Source organism: Nocardia sp. NPDC050175, assembly GCF_044459885.1.
Taxonomy (GTDB): domain Bacteria; phylum Actinomycetota; class Actinomycetes; order Mycobacteriales; family Mycobacteriaceae; genus Nocardia.
This window is the reverse complement of record NZ_JBITJI010000008.1, coordinates 410,756-437,007: the sequence shown is the minus strand read 5'-3', so window position 1 is coordinate 437,007 and position 26,252 is coordinate 410,756. Positions and strand designations below refer to the sequence as shown.

At 67.7% G+C, this 26,252-nt stretch carries 25 protein-coding genes; 13 read left to right on the top strand and 12 right to left on the bottom strand.

Annotation, left to right across the window (positions count from 1 at the left end; genetic code table 11):
* Positions 1-126: 126 nt before the first annotated feature.
* Positions 127-2,727, bottom strand: a complete 2,601-nt coding sequence (locus ACIBK2_RS28550; RefSeq protein ID WP_396971468.1) for a LuxR C-terminal-related transcriptional regulator — start codon at positions 2,725-2,727, stop codon at positions 127-129.
* A gap of 89 nt (positions 2,728-2,816) precedes the next feature.
* A complete protein-coding gene (locus tag ACIBK2_RS28545; protein WP_396971466.1) occupies positions 2,817-4,106 on the bottom strand; it encodes an adenylosuccinate synthase in 1,290 nt (429 codons plus the stop codon).
* A gap of 295 nt (positions 4,107-4,401) precedes the next feature.
* Here ACIBK2_RS28545 and ACIBK2_RS28540 point away from each other — a divergent pair, with 295 nt between their 5' ends.
* The 4 genes from ACIBK2_RS28540 to ACIBK2_RS28525 all read left to right on the top strand — a co-directional run bounded on the left by ACIBK2_RS28540 (position 4,402) and on the right by ACIBK2_RS28525 (position 8,105).
* The gene (locus tag ACIBK2_RS28540; protein ID WP_396971464.1) at positions 4,402-5,061 is read left to right on the top strand and encodes a hypothetical protein; all 660 of its coding nucleotides are present in this window, start codon (positions 4,402-4,404) and stop codon (positions 5,059-5,061) included.
* Positions 5,058-5,840, top strand: a complete 783-nt coding sequence (locus tag ACIBK2_RS28535; protein ID WP_396971462.1) for a site-2 protease family protein — start codon at positions 5,058-5,060, stop codon at positions 5,838-5,840. The genes ACIBK2_RS28540 and ACIBK2_RS28535 overlap by 4 nt, the downstream gene beginning before the upstream one ends.
* Positions 5,841-6,126: 286 nt before the next feature.
* A complete protein-coding gene (locus tag ACIBK2_RS28530; RefSeq protein WP_396971461.1) occupies positions 6,127-6,993 on the top strand; it encodes a glycosyltransferase in 867 nt (288 codons plus the stop codon).
* Between the two features lie 245 nt (positions 6,994-7,238).
* A complete protein-coding gene (locus tag ACIBK2_RS28525; RefSeq protein WP_396971459.1) occupies positions 7,239-8,105 on the top strand; it encodes a glycosyltransferase family 2 protein in 867 nt (288 codons plus the stop codon).
* Between the two features lie 292 nt (positions 8,106-8,397).
* On the opposite strand, the gene ACIBK2_RS28520 is transcribed toward ACIBK2_RS28525, so the two are convergent.
* The 3 genes from ACIBK2_RS28520 to ACIBK2_RS28510 form a co-directional block, all read right to left on the bottom strand.
* Complete coding sequence (locus ACIBK2_RS28520; protein WP_396971457.1) at positions 8,398-9,501, bottom strand: aromatic acid exporter family protein; 1,104 nt, start codon at positions 9,499-9,501, stop codon at positions 8,398-8,400.
* Between the two features lie 110 nt (positions 9,502-9,611).
* The gene (locus ACIBK2_RS28515; protein ID WP_396971455.1) at positions 9,612-10,064 is read right to left on the bottom strand and encodes a DUF3151 domain-containing protein; all 453 of its coding nucleotides are present in this window, start codon (positions 10,062-10,064) and stop codon (positions 9,612-9,614) included.
* Positions 10,065-10,187: 123 nt separating this feature from the next.
* Positions 10,188-10,640 (bottom strand): hypothetical protein, encoded by a 453-nt coding sequence (locus tag ACIBK2_RS28510; RefSeq protein ID WP_396971453.1) that lies wholly within the window; start codon positions 10,638-10,640, stop codon positions 10,188-10,190.
* Positions 10,641-11,181: 541 nt separating this feature from the next.
* Here ACIBK2_RS28510 and ACIBK2_RS28505 point away from each other — a divergent pair.
* The 3 genes from ACIBK2_RS28505 (at position 11,182) to ACIBK2_RS28495 (ending at position 14,468) form a co-directional block, all read left to right on the top strand.
* Positions 11,182-12,765 (top strand): hypothetical protein, encoded by a 1,584-nt coding sequence (locus ACIBK2_RS28505; RefSeq protein ID WP_396971451.1) that lies wholly within the window; start codon positions 11,182-11,184, stop codon positions 12,763-12,765.
* Positions 12,766-12,978: 213 nt separating this feature from the next.
* Positions 12,979-14,052, top strand: coding sequence for a fused (3R)-hydroxyacyl-ACP dehydratase subunits HadA/HadB (locus ACIBK2_RS28500; protein WP_396971449.1), 1,074 nt, complete (start codon positions 12,979-12,981; stop codon positions 14,050-14,052).
* Positions 14,053-14,153: 101 nt separating this feature from the next.
* The gene (locus ACIBK2_RS28495) at positions 14,154-14,468 is read left to right on the top strand and encodes an excalibur calcium-binding domain-containing protein (protein ID WP_396971447.1); all 315 of its coding nucleotides are present in this window, start codon (positions 14,154-14,156) and stop codon (positions 14,466-14,468) included.
* 3 nt (positions 14,469-14,471) lie between these two features.
* On the opposite strand, the gene ACIBK2_RS28490 is transcribed toward ACIBK2_RS28495, so the two are convergent.
* Together ACIBK2_RS28490 and fbaA are read right to left on the bottom strand one after the other, a co-directional pair.
* Entirely contained in the window at positions 14,472-15,590 is a 1,119-nt protein-coding gene (locus ACIBK2_RS28490) for a BTAD domain-containing putative transcriptional regulator (RefSeq protein ID WP_379284197.1), read from the bottom strand.
* Positions 15,591-15,624: 34 nt separating this feature from the next.
* Entirely contained in the window at positions 15,625-16,659 is a 1,035-nt protein-coding gene (fbaA, locus tag ACIBK2_RS28485) for a class II fructose-bisphosphate aldolase (protein WP_396971445.1), read from the bottom strand.
* Between the two features lie 342 nt (positions 16,660-17,001).
* Between fbaA and ACIBK2_RS28480 the strand changes: the two genes are divergently transcribed.
* Both ACIBK2_RS28480 and ACIBK2_RS28475 read left to right on the top strand, forming a co-directional pair.
* Positions 17,002-17,658 carry a DedA family protein gene (locus ACIBK2_RS28480; RefSeq protein WP_396971525.1) on the top strand — a complete coding sequence of 219 codons (657 nt, stop codon included), beginning with the start codon at positions 17,002-17,004 and terminating at the stop codon, positions 17,656-17,658.
* 52 nt (positions 17,659-17,710) lie between these two features.
* Entirely contained in the window at positions 17,711-18,361 is a 651-nt protein-coding gene (locus ACIBK2_RS28475) for a DedA family protein (RefSeq protein ID WP_396971443.1), read from the top strand.
* A 40-nt stretch (positions 18,362-18,401) separates the two neighbouring features.
* Here the strand turns inward: ACIBK2_RS28475 and ACIBK2_RS28470 are convergent, their stop codons facing one another.
* From ACIBK2_RS28470 to ACIBK2_RS28460, 3 genes are all read right to left on the bottom strand, one after another.
* On the bottom strand, positions 18,402-19,487 hold the full coding sequence (locus tag ACIBK2_RS28470) for a glycoside hydrolase family 76 protein (RefSeq protein ID WP_396971523.1): 1,086 nt from the start codon (positions 19,485-19,487) through the stop codon (positions 18,402-18,404).
* Between the two features lie 260 nt (positions 19,488-19,747).
* Positions 19,748-20,389: a LuxR C-terminal-related transcriptional regulator gene (locus ACIBK2_RS28465; RefSeq protein WP_396971521.1), complete on the bottom strand. Its 642-nt coding sequence runs from the start codon at positions 20,387-20,389 to the stop codon at positions 19,748-19,750.
* Between the two features lie 8 nt (positions 20,390-20,397).
* Entirely contained in the window at positions 20,398-21,771 is a 1,374-nt protein-coding gene (locus ACIBK2_RS28460) for a sensor histidine kinase (protein WP_396971441.1), read from the bottom strand.
* Positions 21,772-21,863: 92 nt separating this feature from the next.
* On the opposite strand from ACIBK2_RS28460, the gene ACIBK2_RS28455 reads away from it, so the two are divergent.
* The 3 genes from ACIBK2_RS28455 (at position 21,864) to ACIBK2_RS28445 (ending at position 23,515) form a co-directional block, all read left to right on the top strand.
* Positions 21,864-22,199: a DUF4190 domain-containing protein gene (locus ACIBK2_RS28455; protein WP_396971439.1), complete on the top strand. Its 336-nt coding sequence runs from the start codon at positions 21,864-21,866 to the stop codon at positions 22,197-22,199.
* Between the two features lie 57 nt (positions 22,200-22,256).
* Positions 22,257-22,943: a TrmH family RNA methyltransferase gene (locus ACIBK2_RS28450; protein ID WP_396971437.1), complete on the top strand. Its 687-nt coding sequence runs from the start codon at positions 22,257-22,259 to the stop codon at positions 22,941-22,943.
* A 125-nt stretch (positions 22,944-23,068) separates the two neighbouring features.
* A complete protein-coding gene (locus ACIBK2_RS28445; protein WP_396971435.1) occupies positions 23,069-23,515 on the top strand; it encodes a hypothetical protein in 447 nt (148 codons plus the stop codon).
* Here the strand turns inward: ACIBK2_RS28445 and ACIBK2_RS28440 are convergent.
* Positions 23,499-24,503, bottom strand: a complete 1,005-nt coding sequence (locus ACIBK2_RS28440) for a helix-turn-helix transcriptional regulator (protein WP_396971434.1) — start codon at positions 24,501-24,503, stop codon at positions 23,499-23,501. The two genes, ACIBK2_RS28445 and ACIBK2_RS28440, sit on opposite strands and share 17 nt — an antisense overlap.
* Positions 24,504-24,586: 83 nt before the next feature.
* On the opposite strand from ACIBK2_RS28440, the gene ACIBK2_RS28435 reads away from it, so the two are divergent.
* A complete protein-coding gene (locus tag ACIBK2_RS28435; protein ID WP_396971432.1) occupies positions 24,587-25,546 on the top strand; it encodes an alpha/beta fold hydrolase in 960 nt (319 codons plus the stop codon).
* On the opposite strand, the gene ACIBK2_RS28430 is transcribed toward ACIBK2_RS28435, so the two are convergent.
* Entirely contained in the window at positions 25,533-26,249 is a 717-nt protein-coding gene (locus tag ACIBK2_RS28430) for a lysoplasmalogenase (RefSeq protein WP_396971430.1), read from the bottom strand. The two genes, ACIBK2_RS28435 and ACIBK2_RS28430, sit on opposite strands and share 14 nt — an antisense overlap.
* Positions 26,250-26,252 lie beyond the last annotated feature (3 nt).

Genomic DNA, 26,252 nt, shown 5'->3' with positions numbered 1-26,252 from the left:
CCTTTCGCCGCAGGTCGGCCACTACCTCGAGCCCAGTAACGAACACCCGCGCGCCTTTCGATTTCCCGCACCGAGAATCGCATGCGACTCTCGGTGCGGGAGATCAAGAAGCGTGCGGCGATGGGGTCAAGACGACGATTCGCCGCGCATCAGCGCGCCCAGCGACTCACGATCGGTCACGTCCATCTTGATGCAGGCGCGGTAGAGATGGCCCTCGACGGTGCGCACCGAAACGGTGAGACGGTCGGCGATCTGCCGGTTGGACAGCCCCGCCGCAACAAGATTGGCGATCTCGCGTTCACGGGCGGTCAACGGCAGCGGTTGGGCCGCCTGCCGCAACGCGGGCGTGCTCGCCCCACCACAGGCCGCCGCCAGGCGATTGGCCGCGGCAGCGGATTCCAGCAAGCGGCGGCGATCACCCGCGCGCTCGTGCGCGGAGGCCGCCTGCGCGGCCGCGTCCGCCGCGGAGAGCAGCGCACCGATCCGCTCGAATTCGGCTGCGGCGGCGTCGAGTCCGGGCCCGTCGTGCGCGGCGAGCGCGACCGCGTGCCTGGCCTGGGCCTGCACCAGCTGACCGTCCACCCGGGCCGCGAGGTCGGCGAGCCTGCCCGCCGCGGAGTGATCGCCGAAGCGGGCGGCGGCGTGCAGCGCCATCGCCTCGATCGCGTGCTGGTTCGAGCGGGCGGCCGCGTCGGCCGCACTCATCGCCAGGCGGATGGCCGGGGTGACGGTGCCCTCGGCGGCGGCGTGCCAGGCCCGCGCGATTTCGAGCTGTGGTTCGTAGACGGCGCTGTGTCTACCGCCCCGCGCGGTCGCCTCCGCGATGGCCTCGGCCGCTTCGGTGGACCGGCCCAGCGCCGAATACGCCTCGGCCAGCCGGATTCTCGCGGGAAACATCCAGGCCGCCGCCCCCTCGGCGGCGAGCGCGGCCAGCGCCTGCTCCAGGTTCTCGATGCCGTCCGGGAAATGTCCCTGCGCCACGTCCACAGTGCCCTGCAGAATCTTGGACATGCCCCACGCCAGATACTGACCAGGTGCCGAATAGCCGAAATAGGCTGCGGCACAACGTCGTGCGGCTTCGAGATCGCCGGTCAGGGTCAGCGCGAGCACCTCGGCGTGGGTCGACATGAAGCGGTTGAGCCCGTCGATCTCGCTTTCCACCTCGTGCCCGCGTTCGGCGTACTGCCGGGCGGCCTCGCCCTTGCCCATCAGCGCCAGCGCGAGCCCGCCGCCGAAGGAGGCCCACCAGATCGCCCACGGCGGTGCGCCTTTCACCGACATCGCCTGCTCCGCCTCGGTGACCGCGGTGTCGATCCGGTTCTCGTTGACCGCGCACGCGGAGGCCAGGCCGTCGAGGATGGCCGCGATCTTCGGGTGGGTGACCTTGCCGCGGACCAGCTTCAGCACCTCGTCGGCCCGATCGGCATCGCCCATGGCCCACAACAGATTCGCCACCCGGGTGCTGCCCCAGCGGGCCAGTTGCACCTCGGTGAGCTGATCGGGGTCGAAGCTGGCCAGCGTGCGCTCGGCCTCGATGCGGTGGCCCTGCCACAGCAGCGCACGGGCGAGCAGATCGGCGGATTCCACCCCGCCGCGGCGTTCCACCGCCGCCCTGGCGAAGCGTTCGCCCAGCGGCAGATTCGCCAAGCCGATGGCATCTGCGGCGGCCGCCTCGAACAACTCCAGATCGGCGGATTTGTCACTGTCCAAAGCCAATTCGGCCAGCCGGATCCGGTCGGCGGCGGAATTGATCGGCCGCTCCTTGAGCGAGGAGTACAGCCTGCCGCGCAACCGCCGGGCCGAGGCGATGCCGAGCCTGCGCCGGATCACCTCGCCGAACAACGGATGGTTGTAGCGCACGATCAGCTGGTGCGAATTCTCGACAACCCGGATCACGCCACGGGTTTCGGCGGACTCCACCGCGCCCTCGCCGGCCAGTTCGGACAGCACGTCGAGGTCGATCGGCTCACAGAAGGTGAGCAGCTCCAGCACGTGCAGCACGTCCTCGGGCAGCTGTTCGACCCGATCCTCCAGCAACGCAGCCAGTTCCGAGGTCACCGCCGCCCGCCCACGCAGCTGCCACACACCGTTCACCTGGCGCAGCGAGCCTGCCTCCAGCGCGCCCTCGACCAAATGCCTTAGGAACAGCGCGTTTCCGCCGGACGACTCCCACATCAGGTTCGCGGTGAACCCTTCGAGCTGCCCGCCGAGCATCGACTCCACCAGGTCGACGCTCTGCCGCTGGCTGAACGGATTCAGATCGATGCGCAGCAGATGGCCGTCTTTCCACAGCGAGGTCACCGCGTCGGGCACCTGTACCCCGCTGCGCACGGTGGCCACGATGTGCGCCGCCTTGTCGATGGCCAGCTGCAACAGCAGCGTCGCGGACAACTGGTCGAGCAGGTGCGCATCATCGACGCCGATGATGGTGTGCCCGTCGGCAAGAAGTGCTTCCCGCGCCGCGGACATGAACGTCACCGGATCATGGGCCGTATAGACGCCGACCATATGCGCGAACACTCCGAGCGGGATGCTGCGCGCCGATTCGGTGCCCGCTACCCACCGAATATTGCCGCCTACCGCGGCAGTCGCCTGCCTCGCCAGTGTTGTCTTACCGACACCGGCATCGCCGGTGAGGACCGCGCCGACATGTTCCGTGCCGGTGAGAGCAGCGCGAATCGCATCGAACTCGGTCACCCGCTCGACCATCGGCCAATTCCGAGCCATAACTCTTACTGTAGATGTAACCGATCATGGAACGTACCTAACGAACGATGAACGGCCACAATCATTCAGCCAGTTATAACGTTCCGGTATCAGCCGAGCACGTCGTGCCGGACGATGGTCTGATCGCGACCCGGTCCGACGCCGATGCAGGAGATCCTGGCCCCGGAAAGCTCCTCCAACCGCAGCACATATGCCTGCGCGTTGGCGGGCAGTTCCTCGAAGGTGCGGGCCCCGGAGATGTCCTCCCACCAACCCGGCATCTCTTCGTAGATCGGCTTCGCGTGGTGGAACCCGGTCTGCGTGGTCGGCATCTGCTCGACCCGCTCGCCGTCTACGTCGTAGGCGACGCAGATCGGCACCGTCTCCAGGCTGGACAGCACGTCGAGCTTGGTGAGGAAGTAGTCGGTGATGCCGTTCACCCGGGTCGCGTAGCGGGCGATGACCGCGTCGAACCAGCCGCAGCGCCGGGCCCGGCCGGTGGTGACGCCCACCTCGCCGCCGGTCTTGGCCAGGTAGGTGCCGAACTCGTCGAACAGCTCGGTCGGGAACGGACCGGAACCGACGCGGGTGGTGTAGCACTTGAGGATGCCGAGCACCGCGGTGATCTTGTTCGGCCCGACGCCCGCGCCGACCGCCGCGCCACCCGAGGTCGGGTTGGACGACGTGACATACGGGTAGGTGCCGTGGTCGACGTCCAGCAGGGTGCCCTGCGAACCCTCCAGCAGCACGGTCTCGCCGTTCTCCAGCGCCACGTTCAGCTTCAGCCTGGTGTCGGCGATGCGGTGCTTGAAGCCCTCCGCCTTCGCGAGCACCTCGTCGACCACCTGCTGCGGGTCGAGCGCGCGGCGGTTGTAGATCTTCACCAGCACCTGGTTCTTGAACTCCAGGGCGGCCTCGACCTTCTGGGTGAGGATCTTCTCGTCAAGCACGTCGGCGACGCGCACGCCGACGCGGGCGACCTTGTCCTGGTAGCAGGGGCCGATGCCGCGACCGGTGGTGCCGATCTTGTTGTTGCCGAGGAAGCGCTCGGTGACCTTATCGATGGCCACGTGGTACGGCATGATCAGGTGCGCGTCCGCGGAGAGCAGCAGGCCCGAGGTGTCGACGCCGCGCTCCTCCAGTCCGGCCAGCTCGTCGAGCAGCACACCCGGATCGATCACGACGCCGTTGCCGATGACGTTCGTCACGCCAGGAGTAAGGATGCCGGAGGGGATCAGGTGCAGCGCGAAATTGTCGCCGTTGGGCAGCACCACGGTGTGGCCCGCGTTGTTGCCACCCTGGTATCGGACCACCCATTGCACCCGGCCACCGAGTAGATCGGTCGCTTTGCCCTTACCCTCGTCGCCCCACTGGGCGCCGATCAGGACGATTGCCGGCATGGTTGTATCTCCTACGGTTCGACGTGCAACACCCTGAGCGATGGCGGCCGGGGGAACCGGCGGGGCGGATAAACGCCCGTGTTGCAGCTACTGCCGTGTCGAGGCGGTGGCCGGGAGCACAGTCTAGTCGACGCGTCGGCGGCGGCATCGGACCGGATCTCGTCGTAGGCTCGACACCCTGTGACCACAGCCCCGCCGAGCTATGGTTGCAGCCGTCGGGACCGGGCACGGTTCGGCGGAACTGGCGAAGGGTCCGACGGGGTGTCGGCTCGAACCGAGGAGGGTGTACGGCAGTTTGAGTACCCACGTTCTCCGTTGCGACGGCGCACCGGTACCTATCGCCCTCGCGGCGCTGCCGACCAGTTCGACGGCCGCCATCCCCGATACCACCGAGATCGACGAACTGCTTCCCGTGCTGGCCGCCGACAGCCTGCCTCGGCTCATCGTGCTCGGTGACGACGCGGCGCTGGCCACCGTGCTGACCCACCTGATGCGCACCGAGCGACTGCACGTGGAGCTCGGCTATGTGCCGGTCGAGAAGACCTACGGCTCCCGCGCCTATCAGACGGGCACCGGAAACGCCGCCGCCAAGCGGGCCATCGACGGCCGGGCCACCAAGGTGCCGCTGATCCGCGACGACACCGGTCAGGTGCTGGTCGGTCGCGCCAAGATCACCGGGGTCGGCGAGGAGAGACTAGAGGGGGAGGCCTACGTGGACGACGTGCAACTGTTCTCCGGCAAGATCACCGCGATGCTGGTGTCGCCGACACTGCACCAGCCGGGCGTGCGGGCCACCGCGCAGCGCGGCATGCGCAAGCGCCGCTGGGTCGAGGGGCGCGCCGCCCAGCTCGGCACGCCGGGCGCGGTGGTGACCCGCGACGGCATCCGCAGCGAGCGGACGGTGCCGCGATCCAGTTTCTACCGGCACCACGAGCCCTGGCTGTTGGTCCGTTGACCGCCCAGTTCCCCGCCGAACGGCGCTCGCGTGCGGTGCGGCCGAGCCCGATCTTCCTGCTCGTGGTCCTCATCACCATCGGTGGCGGTGCGCTGGCCTGGGACGCCGATCTGGATTCCACCCGTGCCAAGGTGGGCGTGTTCGTGCTCGTGGTGTTCGGCTGGATCATCACGCTGTGCCTGCACGAATTCGCGCACGCGTTCATGGCCTGGCGGGCCGGTGATCATGAGGTCGAATTGCGCGGGTACCTCACGCTGAATCCGTTGAAGTACAGCCATCCGCTGTTGTCCATCGTGTTGCCGATGGTGTTCATCGCACTGGGTGGCATCGGCCTGCCCGGCGGCGCGGTATACGTGCACACACACAACTTTTCGCCGCGCACGCAGCGGATCATCAGCGGCGCGGGCCCGGCGGTGAACGCGCTGTGCGCGGTGCTGCTGCTGGTGATCGTGCGGGTATTCGGCAGTGCCAGTTCACATCCCGCGCTGTGGTTCGGGGTGAGCTTCCTCGGCTTCCTGCAGATCACCGCGGCCCTGCTGAACCTGATCCCGCTGCCGGGCCTCGACGGCTACGGGATTCTCGAGCCATCGCTCAGCTACCAGACGCGGCGCGCGCTCGACCAGTTCAAGCCGTTCGGCATGCTGATCCTGTTCGCGCTGCTGTTCACCCCCGCCATCAATGGGATCTTCTTCGACGCGGTGTACGCATTGTTCGAAGTGTCTGGGGTGCCATCGAATTGGTCCCGCTTCGGCAGCTATCTGACGCGTTTCTGGACTTAGCTCCGAGAGATGCCGCGACCGATTCGATCGAGTAGGGTGCGAACTCGATGATCGTTTCGGGGGGAATGGGGTATTCACGCATGCGAGATCGGTAAGTAACCACGATCGTCGTGCAATGTATCGGCACACAACGCGATAGTGGCCGAACTGCCGTCTTCGGACCGGCGTCACCGTAGACGACCGCGTCCGGCCGACCGCCACCGCGCGCGAACGCGCGCCTCGCAGCGAAAACCGGCCGCTCAGTTGGGGTTTCCGCTGCCTATCAGCAGACGTTGGAGCTTGATCTATGACCAACACAGCAACAGCGACGGTGCTATCCGTCGTGATTCCAGCATTGAATGAAGAAAAGTCGATCGTGCGCGCGCTGGATCGCCTCGTCGTCCAGGACGCGATCGACGAAATCATCGTCGTCGACAACGGCAGCCAGGACGACACCAAGCAGATCGTGCGCGACTATGCGGTCGACCACCCGGAGGTCGCCCTCATCGAGGAACCGAAGCCCGGCATCCCCGCCGCGCGCAACGCCGGATTCGATAGGGCCCGAGGCGATTTCCTCGCGCGGACCGACGCGGACACGCTGGTCGGGCCGGACTGGGGCGCGGTGATCCGGCACACCCTGACCGAACATCCGGACACCGCCGCCGTCACCGGGATCACCACCTATCACGACTCGCCGATCGGCTTTTTCCTGAAATTCGGCCTGTACCTGCAAGATCGGCGCGGCAAGCTGGGCGGGCCGGTCGGCAACATGCACGGCCCCAACATGGCCATCCGCCGGTCCGCCTGGCGGGCGGTGCGGGCGGAGACCACCACCCGGTCCGATGTCGCCGAGGATCTGGATCTGGCGCTGTGCCTGACCAAACGCGGGCTGCGGATCGATCAGCTGACGGACATGCGGGTGCAGACCTCCGCCCGGCGCCGCCGGACCGGTCCGCGCGATTGGTGGCGATTCCAATTGACGGGGTTGCGCACCATCACCGACCAGGGCTATCAGGTGCGGCCGTTTCACCGGGCCGTCATCGTCGGCGCCTGGCTGACGCACACCGTGCAGTGGCCGATCTACCGGCTGTGGGACTTCGACCGCCGACGCTTCACGCTGCGTCCGGCACCGGCCCGGGTCTCCGCGGTCGGCGACCCGGCGAGTCCGACCTGAGCAGTGGTGCCCCAAAGCCTTGGGGATTCTGTCTGTGCGCCAAGACAACTAGGGTCGAACAAGTGATCTTATCGGGTGGGCCCACTCGATAATCAGCAGTCTTCGCGGACCTGGCCACAATTCGTGGCCGGGTCCGCGCTCGAAAACCTTCGTATCACCTAAGCCGCACGTCTGTTCAGGGCAGGTAACAGACCGTTCTGGCGGTAATTGGCATGCCCGACTGAGAAATTGGAGCAGCACCACCCATGAGCACCCCCGATTCGGCGACGGCTTTATCGATCGTCATCCCTGTGCTGAACGAAGCCGCGTGCATCACGCAAACCCTCGACCGTCTGGTGATTCAGGACTCGATCGACGAGATCATCGTGGTCGACAACGGCTCGGACGACGGCACCCGCGAAATCGTCACCGATTACGCGCTCAGCCACCCGAAAGTCGAACTCGTCGACGAACCCCAGCGCGGTGTCGCGCGCGCCCGCAATACCGGATTCGACAAGGCGCGTGGCGATTTCATCGGACGCACCGACGCCGACTGCCTGGTCGCGCCCGACTGGGGCACCGTCATCCGGCAGCACCTGACCGAGCATCCCGAGGTCGCCGCGGTCACCGGCATCACCACCTACTACGACTCGCCGGTCGGCTTCTTCCTGAAATTCGGCTACTACCTGCAGGATCGGCGCGGCAAGCTGGGCGGGCGAGTCGGCAACATGCACGGCCCGAACATGGCCATCCGCCGCACCGCCTGGCTCGAGGTGCGCGAGGACACCGTGGTGCGGCCGGACGTGATCGATGATCTCGACCTGGCGTTGTGCCTCAGCAAGCGCAGCCTGCCGATCGACCAGCTCAAGAACATGCGGGTCGAGACGTCGGCCCGGCGTCGACGGACCAGCCCGAGTCGCTGGTGGCAGTTCCAATTGGGTGGGCTGCGCACCATCACCAATCAGGGCTACCAGGTGCTGCCGTTCCACCGGGCCGTCATCGTCGGAGCCTGGCTGGCGCACACCGTGCAGTGGCCGATCTACCGGCTGTGGGACTTCGACCGGCGCCGCTTCACGCTGCGACCGGGCCAGGCCAGGATGTTCCCGCTCAGCAAGGCCGAAGGCGACAGCTGACGAACGCGGAGCCGCCCGGTCGGACCCCGGCCCAGGCGGCTCCACTCCTCGCAGCGGGCGAACTGCCCCGACCCGCCGGCCACCACACCTGTGGCCGATGGGGCAGTTCGCTTGTGTGCGAAGTGGTCGACCGCGACACCCCTCGTTCGATCGCGGTCACCTGTTCAAGTTATGTGGCGGGGATCGCCGGAACACGAGTAGCGGACTACCCCAAAGCGCAGCGCGGTCGTTCTTACCGCGGCGAATGACCACCCGCTTCTGGCACGAGTGTCCATAATCCGCTGAGTAGTCGTCAGTCCTCGGGCGTCACGAACGGCTTGGGCACCGTCGGCGGGAGCAGCGCGATCGCGGAGATGCGTTTCACGCCGCACACCTGCATCAGGTCGACCACGATCGAGCGCACCTGGGCGAACACGACGTGGGCCGAAAGTCCGGCGCCATCAACGAGTTCCGGACGCGCCTCCTTGGCGACGGTGCGCAGCACCCTGGCCGCCTCGGCCTGGTCGGGCTGCTCGCCCGGATCGGCGAGCATCATCCGGCGCACCACTTCGCTTGCCTGGCCGAGCCGTTCGACCTCGTCGATCAGGCGCGGGTCGAGTATCTCGTCGTCCTGCACCAGGGTGAGCGAGCGGCGCAGCAGCACCCTGGTGTTGCGCACCGCGTTGTCGAGCGGATCGGCGGTGGCCTTGATGCGTTCGAGGCGGGCGCGAGAATTCCAGTACAGCGGGGAGATTCGGCTGATCTCCTTGCCGCCCTCCAGCGTGGCGCGCAGCGTATCCAGCTGCGGCTGGGTCGCCCGGACCGCGGTGAGCGCCGAGCGCAGCTTGTCGGGATCCTGTTCGAGCAGGCCGTCGGCGCACTCGGTGAGCGACTTGCTCATCACCGCAAGGATTTCCGCGGCCTGCTCGCGGGCGCGCCGCACCGGGTGCAGCGGAATCGACGCCACCACAACAACTCCCACCAGGCCGCCGACCAGCGCGTCGATCATCCGGGAGAAGCCGCCGCCCGCCGAGGGCGGCAGCAGGGTGGCGACCAGCACGGCGGAACCGGCCGCCTGCATGGTGATGATCGAGCCGCCGTCGAGGAACACCGCGGCGGCCATGGCGACCGCGACCACCAGCGCGATCTGCCACACGCCGGTACCGGCCCTGGTGATGAAGAGATCACCGATGCCGATGCCGACCGCGACACCGACCACCAGCTCCACCGAACGCCGCAGCCGGGCGCCGAACGAGATGCCGATCGAGACCACGGCCGCGGTCGGCGCGAAGAACGGCTGCGGGTGGCCGACGAGCTCACGCGCGATGAACCAGGCCAGTGCGGCACCGACCGCGCATTGCAGGATCGGCAATGCGGACAGCCGCAACCGCGCCCACGAGGAACGCAGCCGATCCATGCTGCTGGCCCGGGCGACTCCGACGCGGGGTCTGATATTGAGGTCGAGCCCACCCGTCACCCGACCGCCGCCCCCCATCGAATCGCTTCGCGATGCTGCGTCACTACGTCTCAGTCGAGACCGAGCTCAGCCGCGGCACGCGGATCGCAATCTTCGAGCAGATCCAAACAACGCGCGTACTCCTCGGTCTCGCCGATGATCTTGGCCGCACGGGCCAACGCGCCGACACTGCGGAGGAAACCCTGGTTGGGCTCGTGGCTCCATGGGACCGGGCCGAAACCCTTCCACCCGTTGCGGCGCAGCAGATCGAGGCCGCGGTGGTAACCGGTGCGGGCGAACGCGTATGCGGCGACGATGTCGTGGTTGATCGGTTCGTCCTGGGCTTCGCCCCTGGTCAGCGCGGCCTCGGCCAGGTAGGCCCAGGCGATCGACGCGGCCGGATGGTCGGCCGCGACGCGGACCGGATCGGTCTTGTCGAGCAACGCTTCTTCCGCGTCGGAGATTTCGGGGAGGAGTACCGGTTGGGGGCCGAGCAGATCACCGAACGAGGTCATGCGGTTCATTGTGCACCGATGACCGATTACCTCCGCATTCACTCCGGACAAACGGGCGGACATTTAGCCACGGCCATGCGCGGTCTGAAGTCGGACTTCGTTCGGGTGTGCCCGTTAAGCTGGCCGTCGAGTTCAACTGTTCCGCCTGAGCGAGGGGTAGTGCGTGTCCGACCCGAACGACGACAAGAACCCGGCGCGGGAGAGCGCCGACCCGGCAACCCCGGCCGCGGCTGACGCACGTCCCGACGCCACCACGGAACGCAACCCGGTCGCCGGTGCGGACAAGCCCGCGCCCGCCGCTTCCACGCGGCCCATCTCCGCTGCGGGTAGCTCGGCTCCGACGACCAAGGGCTCGGCGAACCCGGGCTCGACCGCACCGGCTGCCGAGAAGTCCGGCGCTGCTCCCGGCAAGCCAGGTGCGACGGCCGGAAGTAGCGCGGGTACAACAGGCTCCGCTGCGGAATCCGCCAGTTCGGGAAGTACGGACTCCGCCGCACCGAAGGCACCGAACTCAGGCCAAGCCTCCGCCGCATCGGGTGGGAGTAAGCCAGCTGCTGCGGGTGGTGCCTCCGCGTTCTCGGGCAAGGACTCCGCCACATCCGGTGCAACACCCGGAAATACTGCAGCGGCAACCTCTTCCGCGCCGGGAACCGCAGCGGCCGGCGCAAAGTCCGGCCCGGCGGCTCCCTCGACACCGGTCGGTGCCGCAGCGCAACAGCCCAGCTCGACGGACCCTAGGTCCGTGCCCAAGGTCAGCCCACCCGCACAGCCCACGAATCCACCCGGCACCGCCGCCCCGCGTCTCGGTTCAGCCGACACGGCGAAGCAGGCAGCGCCAGGTGTCGCGGCAGCGTCTAAGGGCGGCGCATCCGACGGTGCAGCCGGAGCCAGCGCCTTGAGCGGAGCTGCTGAAACAGCTTCGGCCAGCCCGAAAACTGGCGCGGCTCAACAGGATGGCCCCGCTTCGAGTGATCGCCCGGCGGCCGAGGGCACCGGCGACGCCGAGACCGAAGCGATCCAACGCGACGACCGGAACAAGTCCGGCACCGAGTCTTCCCGGACCGGTTCTACCGCCCCGGGCGCGAAAACCGCAGGAACGCAACAAAACAAGCCCGCTTCGGGCGACGTGGTTTCCGACATCGCCAAGGGCGGCGCCCTCGGGACCGCCGAAAGTGCCGCGATCAAGCGCGGCGATCCCGCGCCCGGCTCTACTCCGGCGAGCACGGGAGCGCCCGCACCATCCGCATCGGGCGGACAGCCGGGCTCAAAACCCACTGCTGCACAAGAGAACAGCCCTGCTTCTGGCAAAGCCGCCACAGCCGAGACCGGCCGATCCGATAAGACAACTGGCGGAACAGGCACTCCCGCGGCCGGCGCTGCCCAAGGCGGAATCGCCAGCAGCACAGCCGCGTCCGAGGCGAAGACCGAGACGATCAAACGAGGTGCCCCGAATCAGCCAGGTGCGGCCGGTAAAAGCGCACCGGCCGAGTCGACACCTTCGGCGACGGCAGGCGCGGAAACTACTGCGGCGCAGAAAGACAGCTCCACCACCGGAGCACCTGGCGCAGCAGCCGAGGAAAGTCCTGCTCCGGCGAAAGCCAGCCCTTGGTTCGGTGGCACGAAAGCTGGTGCGGCCCAGGCCGGCACACCCGACAAGTCCGCCGCGCCCGCGCAACCTGCCGAGGCCGCGCCGAAGGACGAGGTACCGGACGGGGACGCACCGACCACGGTGATGCGGGTGCAGCGGCCCGCGCCGCCGGTCGAGGATGTCGCGCCCGAGGCGGACACCGTCAAGATGCAGACGGGCGCCGGTCAACAGGCACCGCCCGGGTCCGAAGACGTGACCATGGCCATGCCGGTGATCAAGCCGGACGACGCGCAGACCGTCGCGCTGCCGATCCAGCGACCCACCGACGCGCCGAAGCCCGCCGGGACCGACCGGGTCACGCCGAGCGGCGGTCGCGTGCCGATCACCAAGCCCCCGGCCACGCCGCGCTCCGCCCCCGGCCCGAAACAGCCTGGTCCGCAAGGGCCTTCGTCGCCGCAGAGCGGACCGGGGCCGGTCGAGGACACTCGACCCGCCCCGCCGCCGCCCGGTCTGCCTCGACCGGGCTCCGCGCCCTCCCCCGCGGACATCCAGCCGACGATGCCCGCGCAGCAGCTCGGCGGACCGCGCCCGCCGCAACCGCGGCCGATCGCGCAACCGCAGCGGATCGCCCCACCCGCGCAGGCCCCGGCCGCCGCGGCCGAACCCGCGTCCGCACCGGGCCGCTCCAAGCGCTGGCTGCTCGCGGTGGCGGGTGCGGCCGCGCTGGTGGTCGTGCTGATCGGGGTGATCGTGGCGGTGTTCGCGAACTCGACGGACAATTCGCCGGAGACCAAGGTCCGCGCCGCGATCACCGACTACACGCAGGCGCTGAAGACCGGCGATCTGGCCACCCTGCAGAGCACCACCTGCGGTCCACTGCACGACTTCTACAAGGGCATTCCGGCGGATCAGTTCGCCGGCGTGCACCAGCTGTCGATGGACCGGCGCACCATTCCGGTGGTGGACGAGGTCGATGCGGTCAAGATCACGGACAAGACCGCGGTCGCCCAGGCCACCGTCTACACCGAGGCCGATCCGAACAAGCGCTCGGCGCGCACCTTCGATCTCCAGCAGACGGACAACGGCTGGAAGGTCTGCGACCCGCCGACCAGCACTCCGTAATCGACCGGAAACGTGAAATAGGCTGCCCGGCCGCCGGGCAGCCTATTTGCTTTTCATAGCCGATAAACATCACCGCAAATTGGTATAAATCGCACGTCACGGGCCCGCAAGTGAAGAACTGGCGAATTCGATAGCAATTCCGCATCGATCGGCGGTAGCGCTGCTCACACTCAGCTGGTCAACGGTCCTGTTCATTAGTAGCGTGGCCGCATCATGGGCAGGGAACAGACGATGGCGCTCGAAACCGATGACGTGCAGCAGACGGCGACGCTGGCCGGACAGCGGTTCCGCGTGCGGGACCACTACGAGGTCGGCCGGGAGAAGATCCGCGAGTTCGCGCGGGCGGTGCAGAACCACCACGGCGCGCACCACCAGGAACCCGACGCGCACAAGCTCGGCCACGACGCTGTGATCGCGCCGCCCACCTTCGCCTCGGTCATCGGCTCGTCCGGCACCCGCTCGCTGCTCGAATCGGTGCTCACCGAATACGACCTGTCCCAGATCCTGCAGACCGATCAGGTCTTCCAGGCTTACCAGCCCATCCTGGCCGGCGACCGGCTCACCAGCGAGATCCTGATCGAGTCGATCCGCCAGTTCGGCGACAACGATTTCGTCGTGGTCCGCTCCGCCCTGGTCAACCAGCACGGCGAGCTCGCGCTGATCGGCTCCACCACCATCGTGGCGCGGCGCGGCGTCGAGGTGGACCCGAGCCTGACCGACGTGGTCGACAACATCATGATGCACGGCCAGGTGGTCGAATTCCCCACCGCCGAAGACGGATTGGACGACAGCTCGGCGCTGATCCCGCTCGGCCTCGGCGAGCTGCCCGCCCCGGCGGTGGAGCGCGCGATCCTGCCGGTGCAGACGCTGCCCGACTTCGACCAGCTCGCCGTCGGCGACCAGCTGCCCGCCGGATCCTTCCGGCTGGCCCGCGGTGACCTGGCCAATTACGCGGGAGTGTCCGGCGATGCCAACCCGATCCACTTCAGCGACCACGCCGCCCAGCTGGTCGGTCTGCCGACGGTGGTCGCGCACGGCATGCTGACCATGGGCCTGGCCGGTGGCTACCTGACCTCCTGGCTCGGCGATCCGACCGCCATCGAGAAGTTCAGCGTGCGGTTCTCCGGCTTCGTGCCGGTGACCGCGAACGCGGCGAGCACGGTGGACTTCGTCGGCCGGATCAAGTCGCTCGATCCGGATACCCGCACCGCGACCATCGTGCTCGGTGGCACCTCGGAGGGTCGAAAGTTGTTCGGGCGAGCCATCGCCGAGGTCCGACTAGCTTAGGGATCTGTTCCGTCGCAGGTCAGAGTTATTCTCCGGCACGGCTTCCGGCTCACAGGTAATCCACACCCCGTAGTGCGGCGTTTGGGCGCACGATGGAGGTCGTGACCCACTCAGTATTGCGCCGCATGGCACCCGCGATCGGCGCCGCATGTCTCGCGGTCGGCGTCGTCGCGCTGGTGCCGTCGACCGCCTCCGCCGCCGCACCCACCACCGCAACCTTTATCAGCAGCCCGAATGATTCGTGGCCGACGCCGGATCGCAACGGCAACGGCGACAGCGACCAGAAGAAGCGATCGACCAAGATCTACACCGACTGCGATCAGGTACGAGCCGAAGGCGCCGGGACGCTCTACCGCGGCCAGCCGGGCTACAACTCCTACCTCGACCAGGACGGCGACGGCATCGCCTGCGACTGACGCCTACAGCACGGCCTGGAAGATCAACATCGTTGCGCCGATGCGGATCTGGTCCCCGTCGGCGAGCAGCGCGCCGTTCTCGATCGGGTCGTCGTTGACGTAGACGCCGTTGGCCGAGTGCAGGTCCTTGATCAGCAGACCGGCCCGGCTCGGCATGATGTGCGCGTGGTACCGGCTGGCCTTCGGGTCGTCGAGCACCAGATCGTTGTCGGTCATCCGGCCGATCCGCAGGCCGCCCTGCGCGATCGCGACCACCCGCCCATCGGGCATCCGCAGCTGTCCGTTGCGCACCGTGCTCGGCGCCTCGGTGACGGTCTCGGTCATCGCCGCGGCCATCCGTTCCACCTGCCGGTGTTCGGCCGCGCCGAGCGGTTCCTGGCGCAGCACCCGATGTTCGAGCTCGATCAGCGCCGGACCCGGGTCGATGCCGAGTTCGTCGGCGAGCACGGCCCGCACCCGGCGGCACGCGTCGAGCGCGTCGGCCTGTCGACCGGACAGGTACAGCGCGGTGATCAACTGGCCCCACAGCGGCTCGCGCAGCGGATGCTCGCCGGTCATCGCGACCAGCTCGCCGATCACCGATGACGCACGCCCCAGGGCGATTTCGGCGTCGATCCGGGCGGAGGCGACGGCGAGACGCTCCTCGTCCATCGCGGTGGCGAAGCCGTCGGCGAACTGCAGGCCGGTGAGATCGGCCAGCGCGCGACCGCTCCACTCGCGCAGCGCGGCACCGAAAAGCTGTGCGGCACCGGCGTGATCACCGAGCGCGGCCGCCCGGCTGCCCGCCTCCCGCGTCGCCTCGAAACGGCCGAGATCGCAGGCGGTCTCGGCCACTTCCAGGCGATAGCCGGAGGATTCGGTGCGCAACACCGTCGCCGGATCCACTCCCGAATTACGCAGCGCCTTACGGATATTCGAGACGAATACCTGCAGGCTGGCCGCGTAGGAGTCGGGCGGATCCTCGTTCCACACCATGTCGGCCAGCGCGGCCGACGACACGGCGCGCCGCCGATTCACGGTGAGCGCGGCCAACAGAGCCCGCGGCTTGGGCCCGCCGACCGCCACCGGCTCACCGCCGACGAGCAACCGGACGGGCCCGAGCACGCGCACATCCAGACACATGAGCTGTCGAGCCCCCGGTGGGTTGATGAGTGGGTCAGGCGCTGATCGACCTTCCCGCGGACTTCAGATCATTGCACGCCTCGGTGACACGTGCCGCCATCGAGGTTTCGGCCTTCTTGAGGTAGCTGCGCGGGTCGTAGACCTTCTTGTTGCCGACCTCGCCGTCGACCTTGAGCACACCGTCGTAGTTGCTGAACATGTGGCCGGTGATCGGCCGGGTGAACGCGTACTGGGTGTCGGTGTCGACGTTCATCTTCACCACGCCGTAGCGCAGCGAATCCTCGATCTCCGACTTCAGCGAGCCGGAACCGCCGTGGAAGACGAAGTCGAACGGCTGCGCGTCCTGGCTCAGGCCGAGCTTGGCCGCGGCCACCCGCTGGCCCTCGGCCAGCACCTCGGGCTTGAGCTTGACGTTGCCCGGCTTGTACACGCCGTGCACATTGCCGAACGTCGCGGCGAGCAGATACTTGCCGTTCTCGCCGGCGCCCAGCGCGTCGATGGTCTTCTGGAAGTCCTCGGGCGAGGTGTAGAGCTTGTCGTTGATCTCGGCCTCGACGCCGTCCTCTTCACCGCCGACGACGCCGATCTCGACCTCGAGGATGATGTTGGCCTGCGCACAGGCCTTCAGCAGTTCCTTGGCGATCTCGAGGTTCTCGTCGATCGGGATCGCGGAACCGTCCCACATGTGCGACTGGAACAACGGGGCCTGCCCGTTCTTCACCCGCTCCTGGGAAATGGCGATCAGCGGCCGGACGAATCCGTCCAGCTTGTCCTTCGGGCAGTGGTCGGTGTGCAGCGCGATGGTGATGTCGTATTTCGCGGCGATCACATGCGCGAATTCGGCCAGCGCGACCGAACCGGTGACCATATCCTTCACGCCCAGGCCGGAACCGAATTCGGCACCGCCGGTGGAGAACTGGATGATGCCGTCGCTACCCGCGTCCGCGAAGCCCTTGATGGCCGCGTTGATCGTCTCCGACGACGTGCAGTTGATGGCGGGGAAGGCAAAGGAGTTCGCTTTGGCCCGACCGAGCATCTCGGCGTAGACCTCCGGAGTCGCGATGGGCACAGTAAGACCTCCGTGATTGTTGCGGCAAAGACCTATTTTGTCAGCCACCACACTAGGACAGCGGTGTTTCGCCTGGTATCCAGGGAGGGCGGAGTCGGGTCAGCAGCAGTGACCAGCCGGTAGTCCACAAGGAACCATCAGGTGACCAGTCGGTAGTTTCGCGCACAGCGCGGGGTTTCTCAGTCGAACCCGGTACTGTGGGCCCGGTAATTACGCTGGCAGCTTCCGATGCGATGGCAAGCGATCAGGCCAGCCGTATCCAGAACAGGAGACCGCGTGATTCTGCTGGCAGCGACAGAATCGGTGACGAGCAACCTCGCTCTCAAAGAGTTGCTCGACCCGATGCACCTGCTCACGGAGACGTGGCTCAAGAACGCGGTGCTCCCGGCCATCCTGGTGATCGTTTTCATCGAGACCGGCCTGCTGTTCCCGATCCTGCCCGGCGATTCGCTGCTGTTCACCGGCGGGCTGCTCGCGGCGCAGGCGAATCCGCCGGTGTCGATCTGGCTGCTGCTGCCCGCCGTGATCGCGATCGCCTTCGCCGGTGACCAGAGCGGCTATTGGATAGGCCGGGCGATCGGGCCCGCGCTGTTCCACAAGGAAGACACCCGCTTCTTCAAGAAGCACTACGTGACCGAGACGCACGAGTTCTTCGAAAAGCACGGTCCCAAGACCATCATCCTGGCCCGGTTCGTGCCGATCGTGCGCACCTTCATGCCGGTGCTGGCCGGGGTGTCCAAGATGGATTACCGCAAGTTCGTCGCGTTCGACATCGTCGGCGCGGTGCTGTGGGGCGGCGGCGTGACCGTGCTCGGCTACTTCCTCGGCAATGTCGCCTTCATCCGCGACCACGTCGAGGCGATCTTCCTGCTCATCGTGCTGATCTCGGTGCTGCCCGGCATCTTCGCGGTGGCGAAGAAGCTGCTCAACCGTGGCGCGGAGCCGGCGGCCCGGCAAGAAGCCGAGTTGTCCGTCTCGACGAACGAGCCGACCCGCTGAGCTCGTGATCGCGGCGTCCTCGCCCCTAGCAGTGGGCAATTTCGATCCGCTGATGTCAGCGGGGCCCGCGCTCGTCTGGACAGTGGTACTTGCCTTTGTCTTCATCGAGTGCGCGGTCATTCTCGGGCTCTTCCTACCCGGCGACTCCATGTTGATCACCGCGGGCATCGTGATGGCGTCCAACGCCTCCGGCGAAGCGCAGGTGTGGGCACTGTCGGTGGGCACCATGCTCGCGGCCATCGCGGGTAATCAGGTGGGCTATGTCATCGGGGCGCGGACCGGGCATCGCCTGGTGGCGCGCAAGAACGGCCGCTATATCAACACCCGCAACCTGCAACGGGTCACCGAACTGCTGGAGCGGCACGGTTTCGTCGCGGTGCTCATCGCCCGCTGGATTCCGTGGGTGCGCACGCTGTGCCCGACGGTCGCGGGCGCGGCGGGCATGGATCACCGCAAGTTCACCGTGGCCAGCACGGTCGGCGCGATCATCTGGGCGCCGGTGCTGCTGCTCATCGGGTACTACGCGGGCGGCTTCCTGGATCGGGTGCCGTGGCTGATGCCGATCGTGATCGGCACGCTGGTGCTCGGGTTGATCATCGGAACGGTGCTCGGCATCCGGCACTACCGGCAGGAAATGGCCAAGCCCGCAGAGGAATTCGAGCTGGAGACCTCGCCGAGCGGCATCGTCGACGCGGACGGCTGAGCGGAAAGCGAAGTCGCGGTGCCGATTACAGTCCGACTGATTACAGCCCGGCGGCGCTGACCAGGTAGGCGGCCTCCATCAGCATCCAGCCGGACAGCTGCACCGACAGGTCGCGTTCGGGCACCTTGGACGAGGTCACCGAGCCACCGGCGGTGAAATGGCCCGCGCCCGCGATGCCGCCGGGCAGCGTCGCCGGTTGGCTCCAGTCGTGCCCGAACAGCGGTTCGCCCTCGACCTCCAGCCGGTTCGCCCAGGCGGCCGTCGCGGAGGCGCGCACGATCTCGGCCGCGCAGCGTCGAGTCTCCTCCTGCGCCTTGTCGTCGCCGGGCAGCATCAGCGCGACCACCGCGAGGTAGCGGGCCAGGATGCCGTTGAACAGACCGCCGTCGCCGCCACCGCCACCGTTGACGATGCCCCGGGTGGTCATGTGCTCCTCGACGGCCTCGAGTAATCGATGCACGCGCTCGCCGTGCCTCGGCTCGCCGGTGTGCATCGCCAGTTCGGTTTCCACGCCGAGCACCACGCCCTGGCAGTAGCTGAACACCGGACGCTCGATCTCACCGGAGGGCAGGTGGATACCGTCGAGGATCAGCCCGCTGTCCGGATCGCGCAGCGTGGCGTCCAGCCAGTCGGCCATCTCCTGGGCCCGCGCGTGCCGCCCGAGCCGCAGCAGCGCGATGGCGGCCGGGCCGTTGGCGGGCGCGTTGTAGTAGTCGGAGCCGATGCGCCACGGCACGGCGCCGACCGCCGGATTGAAGCCCTCGTACAGCGGCTTCTCCAACGCGATCAGCCCGCCGCGCGCCTCGGTGACGCCCGCGGTCCGCTCCGCGCGTTCCAGCGCGATGGCCAGCCAGGCCATGTCGTCGTAGTACTTGTTGGTCCAGCCGGTGATGTTGCGAATGCGATGTGAGCGCGCGATCGCGGTAATCCGCTTGCGCCGCACCGGCGTCGGCAGCCGGTTGGCCGCGTCGACCGCGCAATCGATCAGATGGGCCTGCCACCAGTAGTGCCAGGACCCGAACGCGCGCTCCCGCTTGGTCGCCGGCCAGCCGACCACCCCCAGCTCGGTCCCCGGCAACGCCCACAGCGCGCGCAAATGCCGGGACACGATCGCCGACTCCGCCATGTCCGCGCGTTCGGACCACAGCGCAGGTGTCGCTGCGGCATCCCGCCCGGCCTGCGAGCGTTCACCCAGCGACCGCGGCGTCGCGCGCCGCGGATCCTGTGCCCTCCGCGTGGTCATGCACCAATGGTGCCAGCCCCGCCCGGATTTCCGCGCCCGATTTGTTACACAAGCGATGTGTATTTGTTCTCGCACTCATGTCCTACAGGCATCCGATGCGCCGGCCCCGCACTATTCGGCCGAATCTCCGGCAGCAGCACCGATCAACCTTTCAGGCGCAGCACCGCGAGGACGCGGCGGTGGTGGGTGTCGGAGGGGGGTAGGTCGAGTTTGGTGAAGATGTTGCCGATGTGTTTTTCGACGGCGCGTTCGGTGACGGTGAGGGCGGTGGCTATGGCGTTGTTGGACAGGCCCTGTGCCATCAGTTCGAGGACCTCGCGTTCGCGCGGGGTGAGGCGGGTCAGGGAATCCTGTTGGCGGGATGCGCCCATCAATTGGCTCACCACCTCCGGGTCTAGGGCGGTGCCGCCGGTGGCGACACGGTGGAGGGCGTCGACGAAATCGCGGACGTCGGCCACCCGGTCCTTGAGCAGGTAGCCGACTCCACTCGCGCCGCCGGCGAGAAGTTCGGTGGCGTAACGGGTTTCGACCCACTGGGAGAAGACGAGGACGCCGGTCATCGGGTACTTACGGCGCAGTTCGATGGCGGCGAGCAGGCCCTCGTCGGTGAAGCTCGGCGGCATCCGCACGTCCACCACGGCGACATCGGGATTGTGCAGGCCGACCACGTCGCTCAATGTCGTCGCGTCGCCGATCATGGCGACCACCTCGTGACCGCGTTCGGTCAGCAGACCCGCGAGACCGTCCCGCAGGATCGCGCTGTCCTCGGCGATCACGATGCGCAGCGACTCGGTCACCGTGAGCCATCCTTCGGCAGCAGGATGGTCACCACGGTGGGCCCGCCGGTCGGGCTCTGCACGGTGAGGGTGCCGTCGACGGTGCGTGCTCGCGCGGACAGGCCGGAAAGCCCGCTGCCCGCGGCGAATTCGCCCGGTGCGGGTTGCAGCACACCGCCGATTCCGTTGTCCCGCACGGTGACCGCGATGGTCCGCGCGTCTGTCGGCACCACCGAGATCCAGGCCCTGGTGGCGTTGGCGTGTTTGACCACATTGGTGAGCAGCTCGGCCACCGAGAAGTAGGCGATCGCCTCGATCGCCGGATCCGGCCGTTCGGGCAGGTGTACCCGCAGCTCCACCGGAACCGAGCTGCGCGCGGCCAAGGTTTCCAGGGCCGGGGCGAGCCCGAGTTCCAGTGCGGGCGGGTGGATTCCGCGCACCAGCTCGCGCAGTTCGGTCAGCGCCTCCTTGGAGCTGGCGTGTGCGTCCGCGATCAGGTCGCGAGGATCGCCGCCCGCGGACAGCCGATCCTCGGCCCGGCCGAGCGCCATCGCGATGGTGACCAGTCGGGCCTGGGTGCCGTCGTGCAGATCTCGTTCCAGCCGCCGCAGCGTGGCCGTCGAATCGTCGACCGCGGCCTTCCGGCCCTGCTGCAGTTCGACGATTCGCCGATCGCCCGCGGTGACGCTCAGCAACGCGATGGTCAGCAGTCGATGAATCCAGCAGACCGCGCGCAGCAGCCAGGGCAGCGCGAAGCAGCCGATGACACCGAGCGCCGCGAAGCCGATCGCCCGCGGCCAGGTTTCGATGTAGTAGTCGCCGAACTGAGCCAGCGAATGATGTTCCACGCCTTGGGCATCGATGTTGATCGGATCGAAGAGCCACCACGGGAGCGGCGAGAGCGCGACGAACACCGTCATCGCGATAACGATCAGCAGCAGCCAGCCGACCGCGACACCCAGCACCGACTGCGCCAGCAGGAACAACGCGGCCCGCCAACTGGCCCGATCGGTGAACGCGCTCTTGACGAAGCCGAGCAGGCCCGGTCCTGGCCGAAACGGCGGCGGTGGCGTCACGTCCGTGTCGAGCAGATCCTTGGCCAGCGCCCGATAGATCCGGGCCCAGGTCCGGCCGCCGAGCAGGATCAGCGCCAGGATCGGCAGTCCGATGATGAGGAACGAGATCGCTATGCCGCCGCCCCACCCGATGTACATGTACGCGAGGGCGAGGCAGCCGAGGACGAACACGGTGAACACGTAGACGAGTTCTTTCCAGACGCGGGCCTGGAACGGGGCGCGTAGCACGGCACGGGCCACCCGCTCGGCGGAACGCCCGGCTTTTCCGGGCGTCGGGTCGAGCACGAGGGTGGGCTCGGCGTGTGTCTCGGTCATGGCTCCCATCGTTGTCGGCGCGGCGGCGGTGTTCGATGGAGCTGTCCGCCGAATATGTGGTGTAGCCAGCTACACCCACTACCATCCAGCGGATGAGCTATCCGCCGCAGCAGCCGCCGTACGGCTATCCAGCCTACGGGGCCTACGGACCGCCGCCGGAACACCCACAGGCCACCATCATCCTGATCCTCGGCATTCTCAGCCTGGTGTTCTGTCAGATCATCGGCCCGGTCGCCTGGGTGATGGGCAAGCGGGCGCTCAACGAGATCGACGCGTCCGGCGGTGCGCTCGGCGGCCGCTCGAATGTCATGGTCGGCTACGTCTGCGGGATCATCGCCTCGACGCTGATCATCCTCGGCATCCTGTTCTTCGTGCTGTTCATCGTGCTCGGCCTGGTCGGCGTCTGGAGCAGCACCAACACGTACTGACCCGCGCCGATCCGGCCGCATGACAGCGCGGCCGCGGCCGGAATTAGCATCGTCGGAGTGAATCACCCAGTGCCGGACGCGGCGGAGCAGGACCCACCAGGGCCGACCGAGTGGGGCGAGCACCCGCACGGCGTCGGCCCGTGGGCCGCCGAGCACGCCGAGCCGCCGCCGGACGATCCCCGGCTCGACCCCGAACTACTGACCGGCGGCGACCGCCGCAACGTGGTCGACGCCTACCGCTATTGGACGCGCGAGTCGATCGTCGCCGACATCGACCGGCGCAGGCACCCGTTCCACGTCGCCATCGAGAACTTCGGGCACGACGCCAACATCGGCACGGTGGTCCGCACCGCCAACGCCTTCGCCGCCGCGGCCGTGCACATCGTCGGCCGGAAGCGGTGGAACCGGCGCGGCGCCATGGTGACCGACCGCTATCAGCACATCGAGCATCACGCGAGCATCGCCGAGCTGCTGGATTTCGCCGCGCAAGCAGGGCTCACGGTGGTCGCGGTGGACAACGTGCCGGGCTCGGTCCCGCTGGAAACCGCCGAGCTGCCGCGTGACTGCCTGCTGCTGTTCGGCCAGGAGGGCCCCGGCGTCACCGAGCACGCGAAAGACGCTGCGGCCATGACCGTTTCGATCGCCCAATTCGGCTCCACCCGCAGCATCAACGCGGGCGTCGCCGCCGGGATCGCCATGCACGCCTGGGTCCGTCAGCACGCGGACCTCACCGACGCTTGGTAGCGGTTCCGCCGTACCGCGAACCGGCCGGATCGGCCGACCCGATCCGGCTGTCACGCCCCGATTTGCGCACGTCAGTGCTGCTGCGGGCCTATCCTGAAGGTCCGACAGTCGGGGTGGAGGCTGGGATGGATCACGGGCGAATTCTGCGCACGGTGCTCGCGGTGACCGCCGCGTACCTGGTTGTGCTCGGGCTGTGGTTGGGATGGGTGGTTCAGCACACGCCGCCGGGGACGTTGCCGTATCAGATCGTGGCATTGGTCGGGCTGTTCGGGACGTGTGTGGGGATCGGGATGATGGTGGCGTCGCGGCCGTCGAAAGCGGATCGGCGGTTGTGGCGGGATGGGCTGGAAGGGTGGGCGACGGTGCACGGGGTGCATCCGTTGCAGCGGACCGATCATCACACCGAGTTGACCGAACTGGATTTGGAGTTGACCATTCCGGGGTCCGAGACTTACCGGGGGACAATCGTTTTCGACGTCACACCAGCGGATAAGCCACGCCTCGCGGTCGGCGAGACCATCTCGATCCGGGTCGATCCAGCGAACCGGGATCGGATCATCGTCGTGCTGTGACAGGGGTTTTCGGATCGTTTGTGTGGTAGATCTCGGCCAGTCCGGTGACGATCTCGACCATCCGGTCGCGCAGGTCGGCGGGCGCCAGCACTTCCGCGTCATCGCCGAGGCGTAGCAGCAGGCCCGCGGTGTGTTCGATAGTCTCCATCGGCATTGTCACGATGATCCTTCCGTCGCGATCGGCAGGCTCGGCGGTATCCCTGGCCGCCCGGACCAACGCGGGTTCGAGCAGGTGCGGCAGGCGCTCGAGTGCGCGCTTCGACAGCCGAATTCGCGCGTCGCCGAGATAGCGGCGGGCGTCGAAATCATCGAGGTACTCGGCCAAGCGCGCCGCGAGATCGAATCCTGCTGATCGTTCGAATGTGGTGTCCAGCAACTGGATTCGAAGGATTTGCGATATCCGGTAGGTGCGGAACCCGCCTGACTCGGCGACCAGGTACCACCGGCCGGATTTGAGGACAAGGCCGTAGGGCGCGACCTCGCGATCCACCTCCCGTGGCGGCGCCCACCGCCGGTAGCGCATCCGGATGCGGCGCTGGTTCCATGTCGCATCGACCACCGCCGCCAACTGCGCGGTGCTGTCCGGATCGACGTACCAGTCGGAGGTGTCCAAGTGAAACCGCTGCTGGACCCGGCCGACGCCCTCGTTCAGTTCGTCCGGCAGCGCCGCCTTCAACTTGAGCTGCGCCGTGGCCAGCACAGCACCGAGTCCTAGGTCGGCGGCCGGACCGGGCAGGCCCGCTAGGAACAGCGCCTCCGCTTCGTCGGCGGTCAAGCCGGTCAATCGTGTGCGATAACCATCGATCAGCCGGTAGCCGCCGTCGTGACCTGCTTCGCCGTAGAGCGGGATACCCGCCAGGCTCAGCGATTCGACGTCTCGATAGATCGTGCGCACCGATACCTCGAGCTCCCGCGCCAGCTGCTCCGCCGTCATCCGCCCCCTGGCCTGCAGCAACAGCACGATCGACAACAACCTGCTCGCCCGCATGCGGATCAGCTTTCCACTGACAGCAGATGGCAGTGAACCCCGGTTAGCCTCGCCGAGCCAGACCCGAACGAGAGAGGCAGCACATGATCCCGAGCGATGAAACCTTTGACGGCACTTGGCCTTACCGCGCCCGGTATACTGAGGCCGCCGGTTTTCGCCAGCACTACGTCGACGAGGGCCCGCCCGAGGCGCGCGAAACCCTGGTCCTGCTGCACGGCGAACCGACCTGGGGCTATCTGTGGCGGCACCTGATCGACCCGCTGGCCCGAAGGCACCGGGTAATCGTTCCCGACCAGATGGGCTTCGGGAAGAGCGCGACCCCGCCCGACTCCGACTACCTCGCGCTCGACCACATCGACAACCTGGAAACCCTGCTCGTCGACGTGCTCGACCTGAACCGGATCACGCTCGTGCTGCACGACTGGGGCGGTCCGATCGGTACCGGCTTCGCCTTGCGTCATCCCGATCGGGTCGATCGGATCGTCGCGATCAACACGGTGCTTCCGCTGGGTATGCCGGGATACCAGGACCTGATGAACGCGAACCACGCCGACAGTGCCTGGTTCCGCTGGGCGGGCGCGGCGCAGGCGAACGGCACCCTCGACGAAATACTCGGTAACGCAGGCAGTTCCGTGACTCATCTGATGCTCGCATTGCAGACCATCACCCGACCCGAGATCGTGACGCCCACCTGGATCCGCGCTTACGCAGGTCATTTCACCGACCGCGCGGCCTGCCGCGGTGTCATTCGATTTCCACAGCAGTTGGTGACGCTCGGCGCGAAACCGCCACTGCCCCTGCCGGATCCAGCGGCGGCGGCAGCACTCCGGGCCAAACCTGCCGTGCTGCTGGAGGGTATGCGCGATACCGCCCTGCTACCCCGCTACATCATTCCGGCATTTCGCGAAGCCTTCCCGAGCGCACCGGTGATCGAGCTCCCGAACGCGGGCCACTTTCCGCAAGAGGACGCGCCGGACGCACTGCTCACGGCGCTGGAGTTGTTCCTGCGGACGACCGAGTCGCTCGCCGTCACCCGCGGCTGAGCGACTGCGGCCGTTCGGATTTCGCGTGGGCGGCCGGATCGGCGAGCAGGAACTGGGCGGCTGCGTAGGTCGTCAGGATGACGGCTTCGGCGAGGCTGCGGGTGCGTTCGGTGTGGGCGAAGAGGCGGCGCAGCACGATCAGGCCGTCGGAGACGGTGAACAGTAGGGCACCAAGACCCAGTCGGCTACGCGGGTCGGCGTTGGGAATGTTCACGCCTGCAATGGATTTCGCGCCCGGTGCCAGTGCGGGGTCCGAGGCGAGCACGCCAGCGGTGCCCAGCGTCGCGCCGTAGGCGGTCAGCGGTGCGGCAACGGTGGGCGCCTTCGCGCGCAGCAGAGCCGCCGCGCCGAGCCAGGCACCCACTCGCGGCAGCGCCACCTCGGCGCGCGGGCGCGCACCCTTGCGCAACCACAGCGCCGAGTACCCGGCCTGCATCACCGCGAACGACGACGCACCGGCGATCAGGCGGCGGTCGTTGTCCGGGTCGATGAGCAGGATGTCACCGAGCGTCGCGGCGCCCAGCGAGCCGAGCAACACGGTGCGATCCGTGGGATCGATGCCGTTCCCGTGGGTGACCACATCGGCGGCCAGCAGCGGCATCAGCAAGGGTTTCGCGATCCACTGCACCTTCTCGCGACCGGTGACGGCGGCATAGACGGTGACAGTGGCCGCGGCGAGAAACCCGGCCCGGAACAACCGCATCGG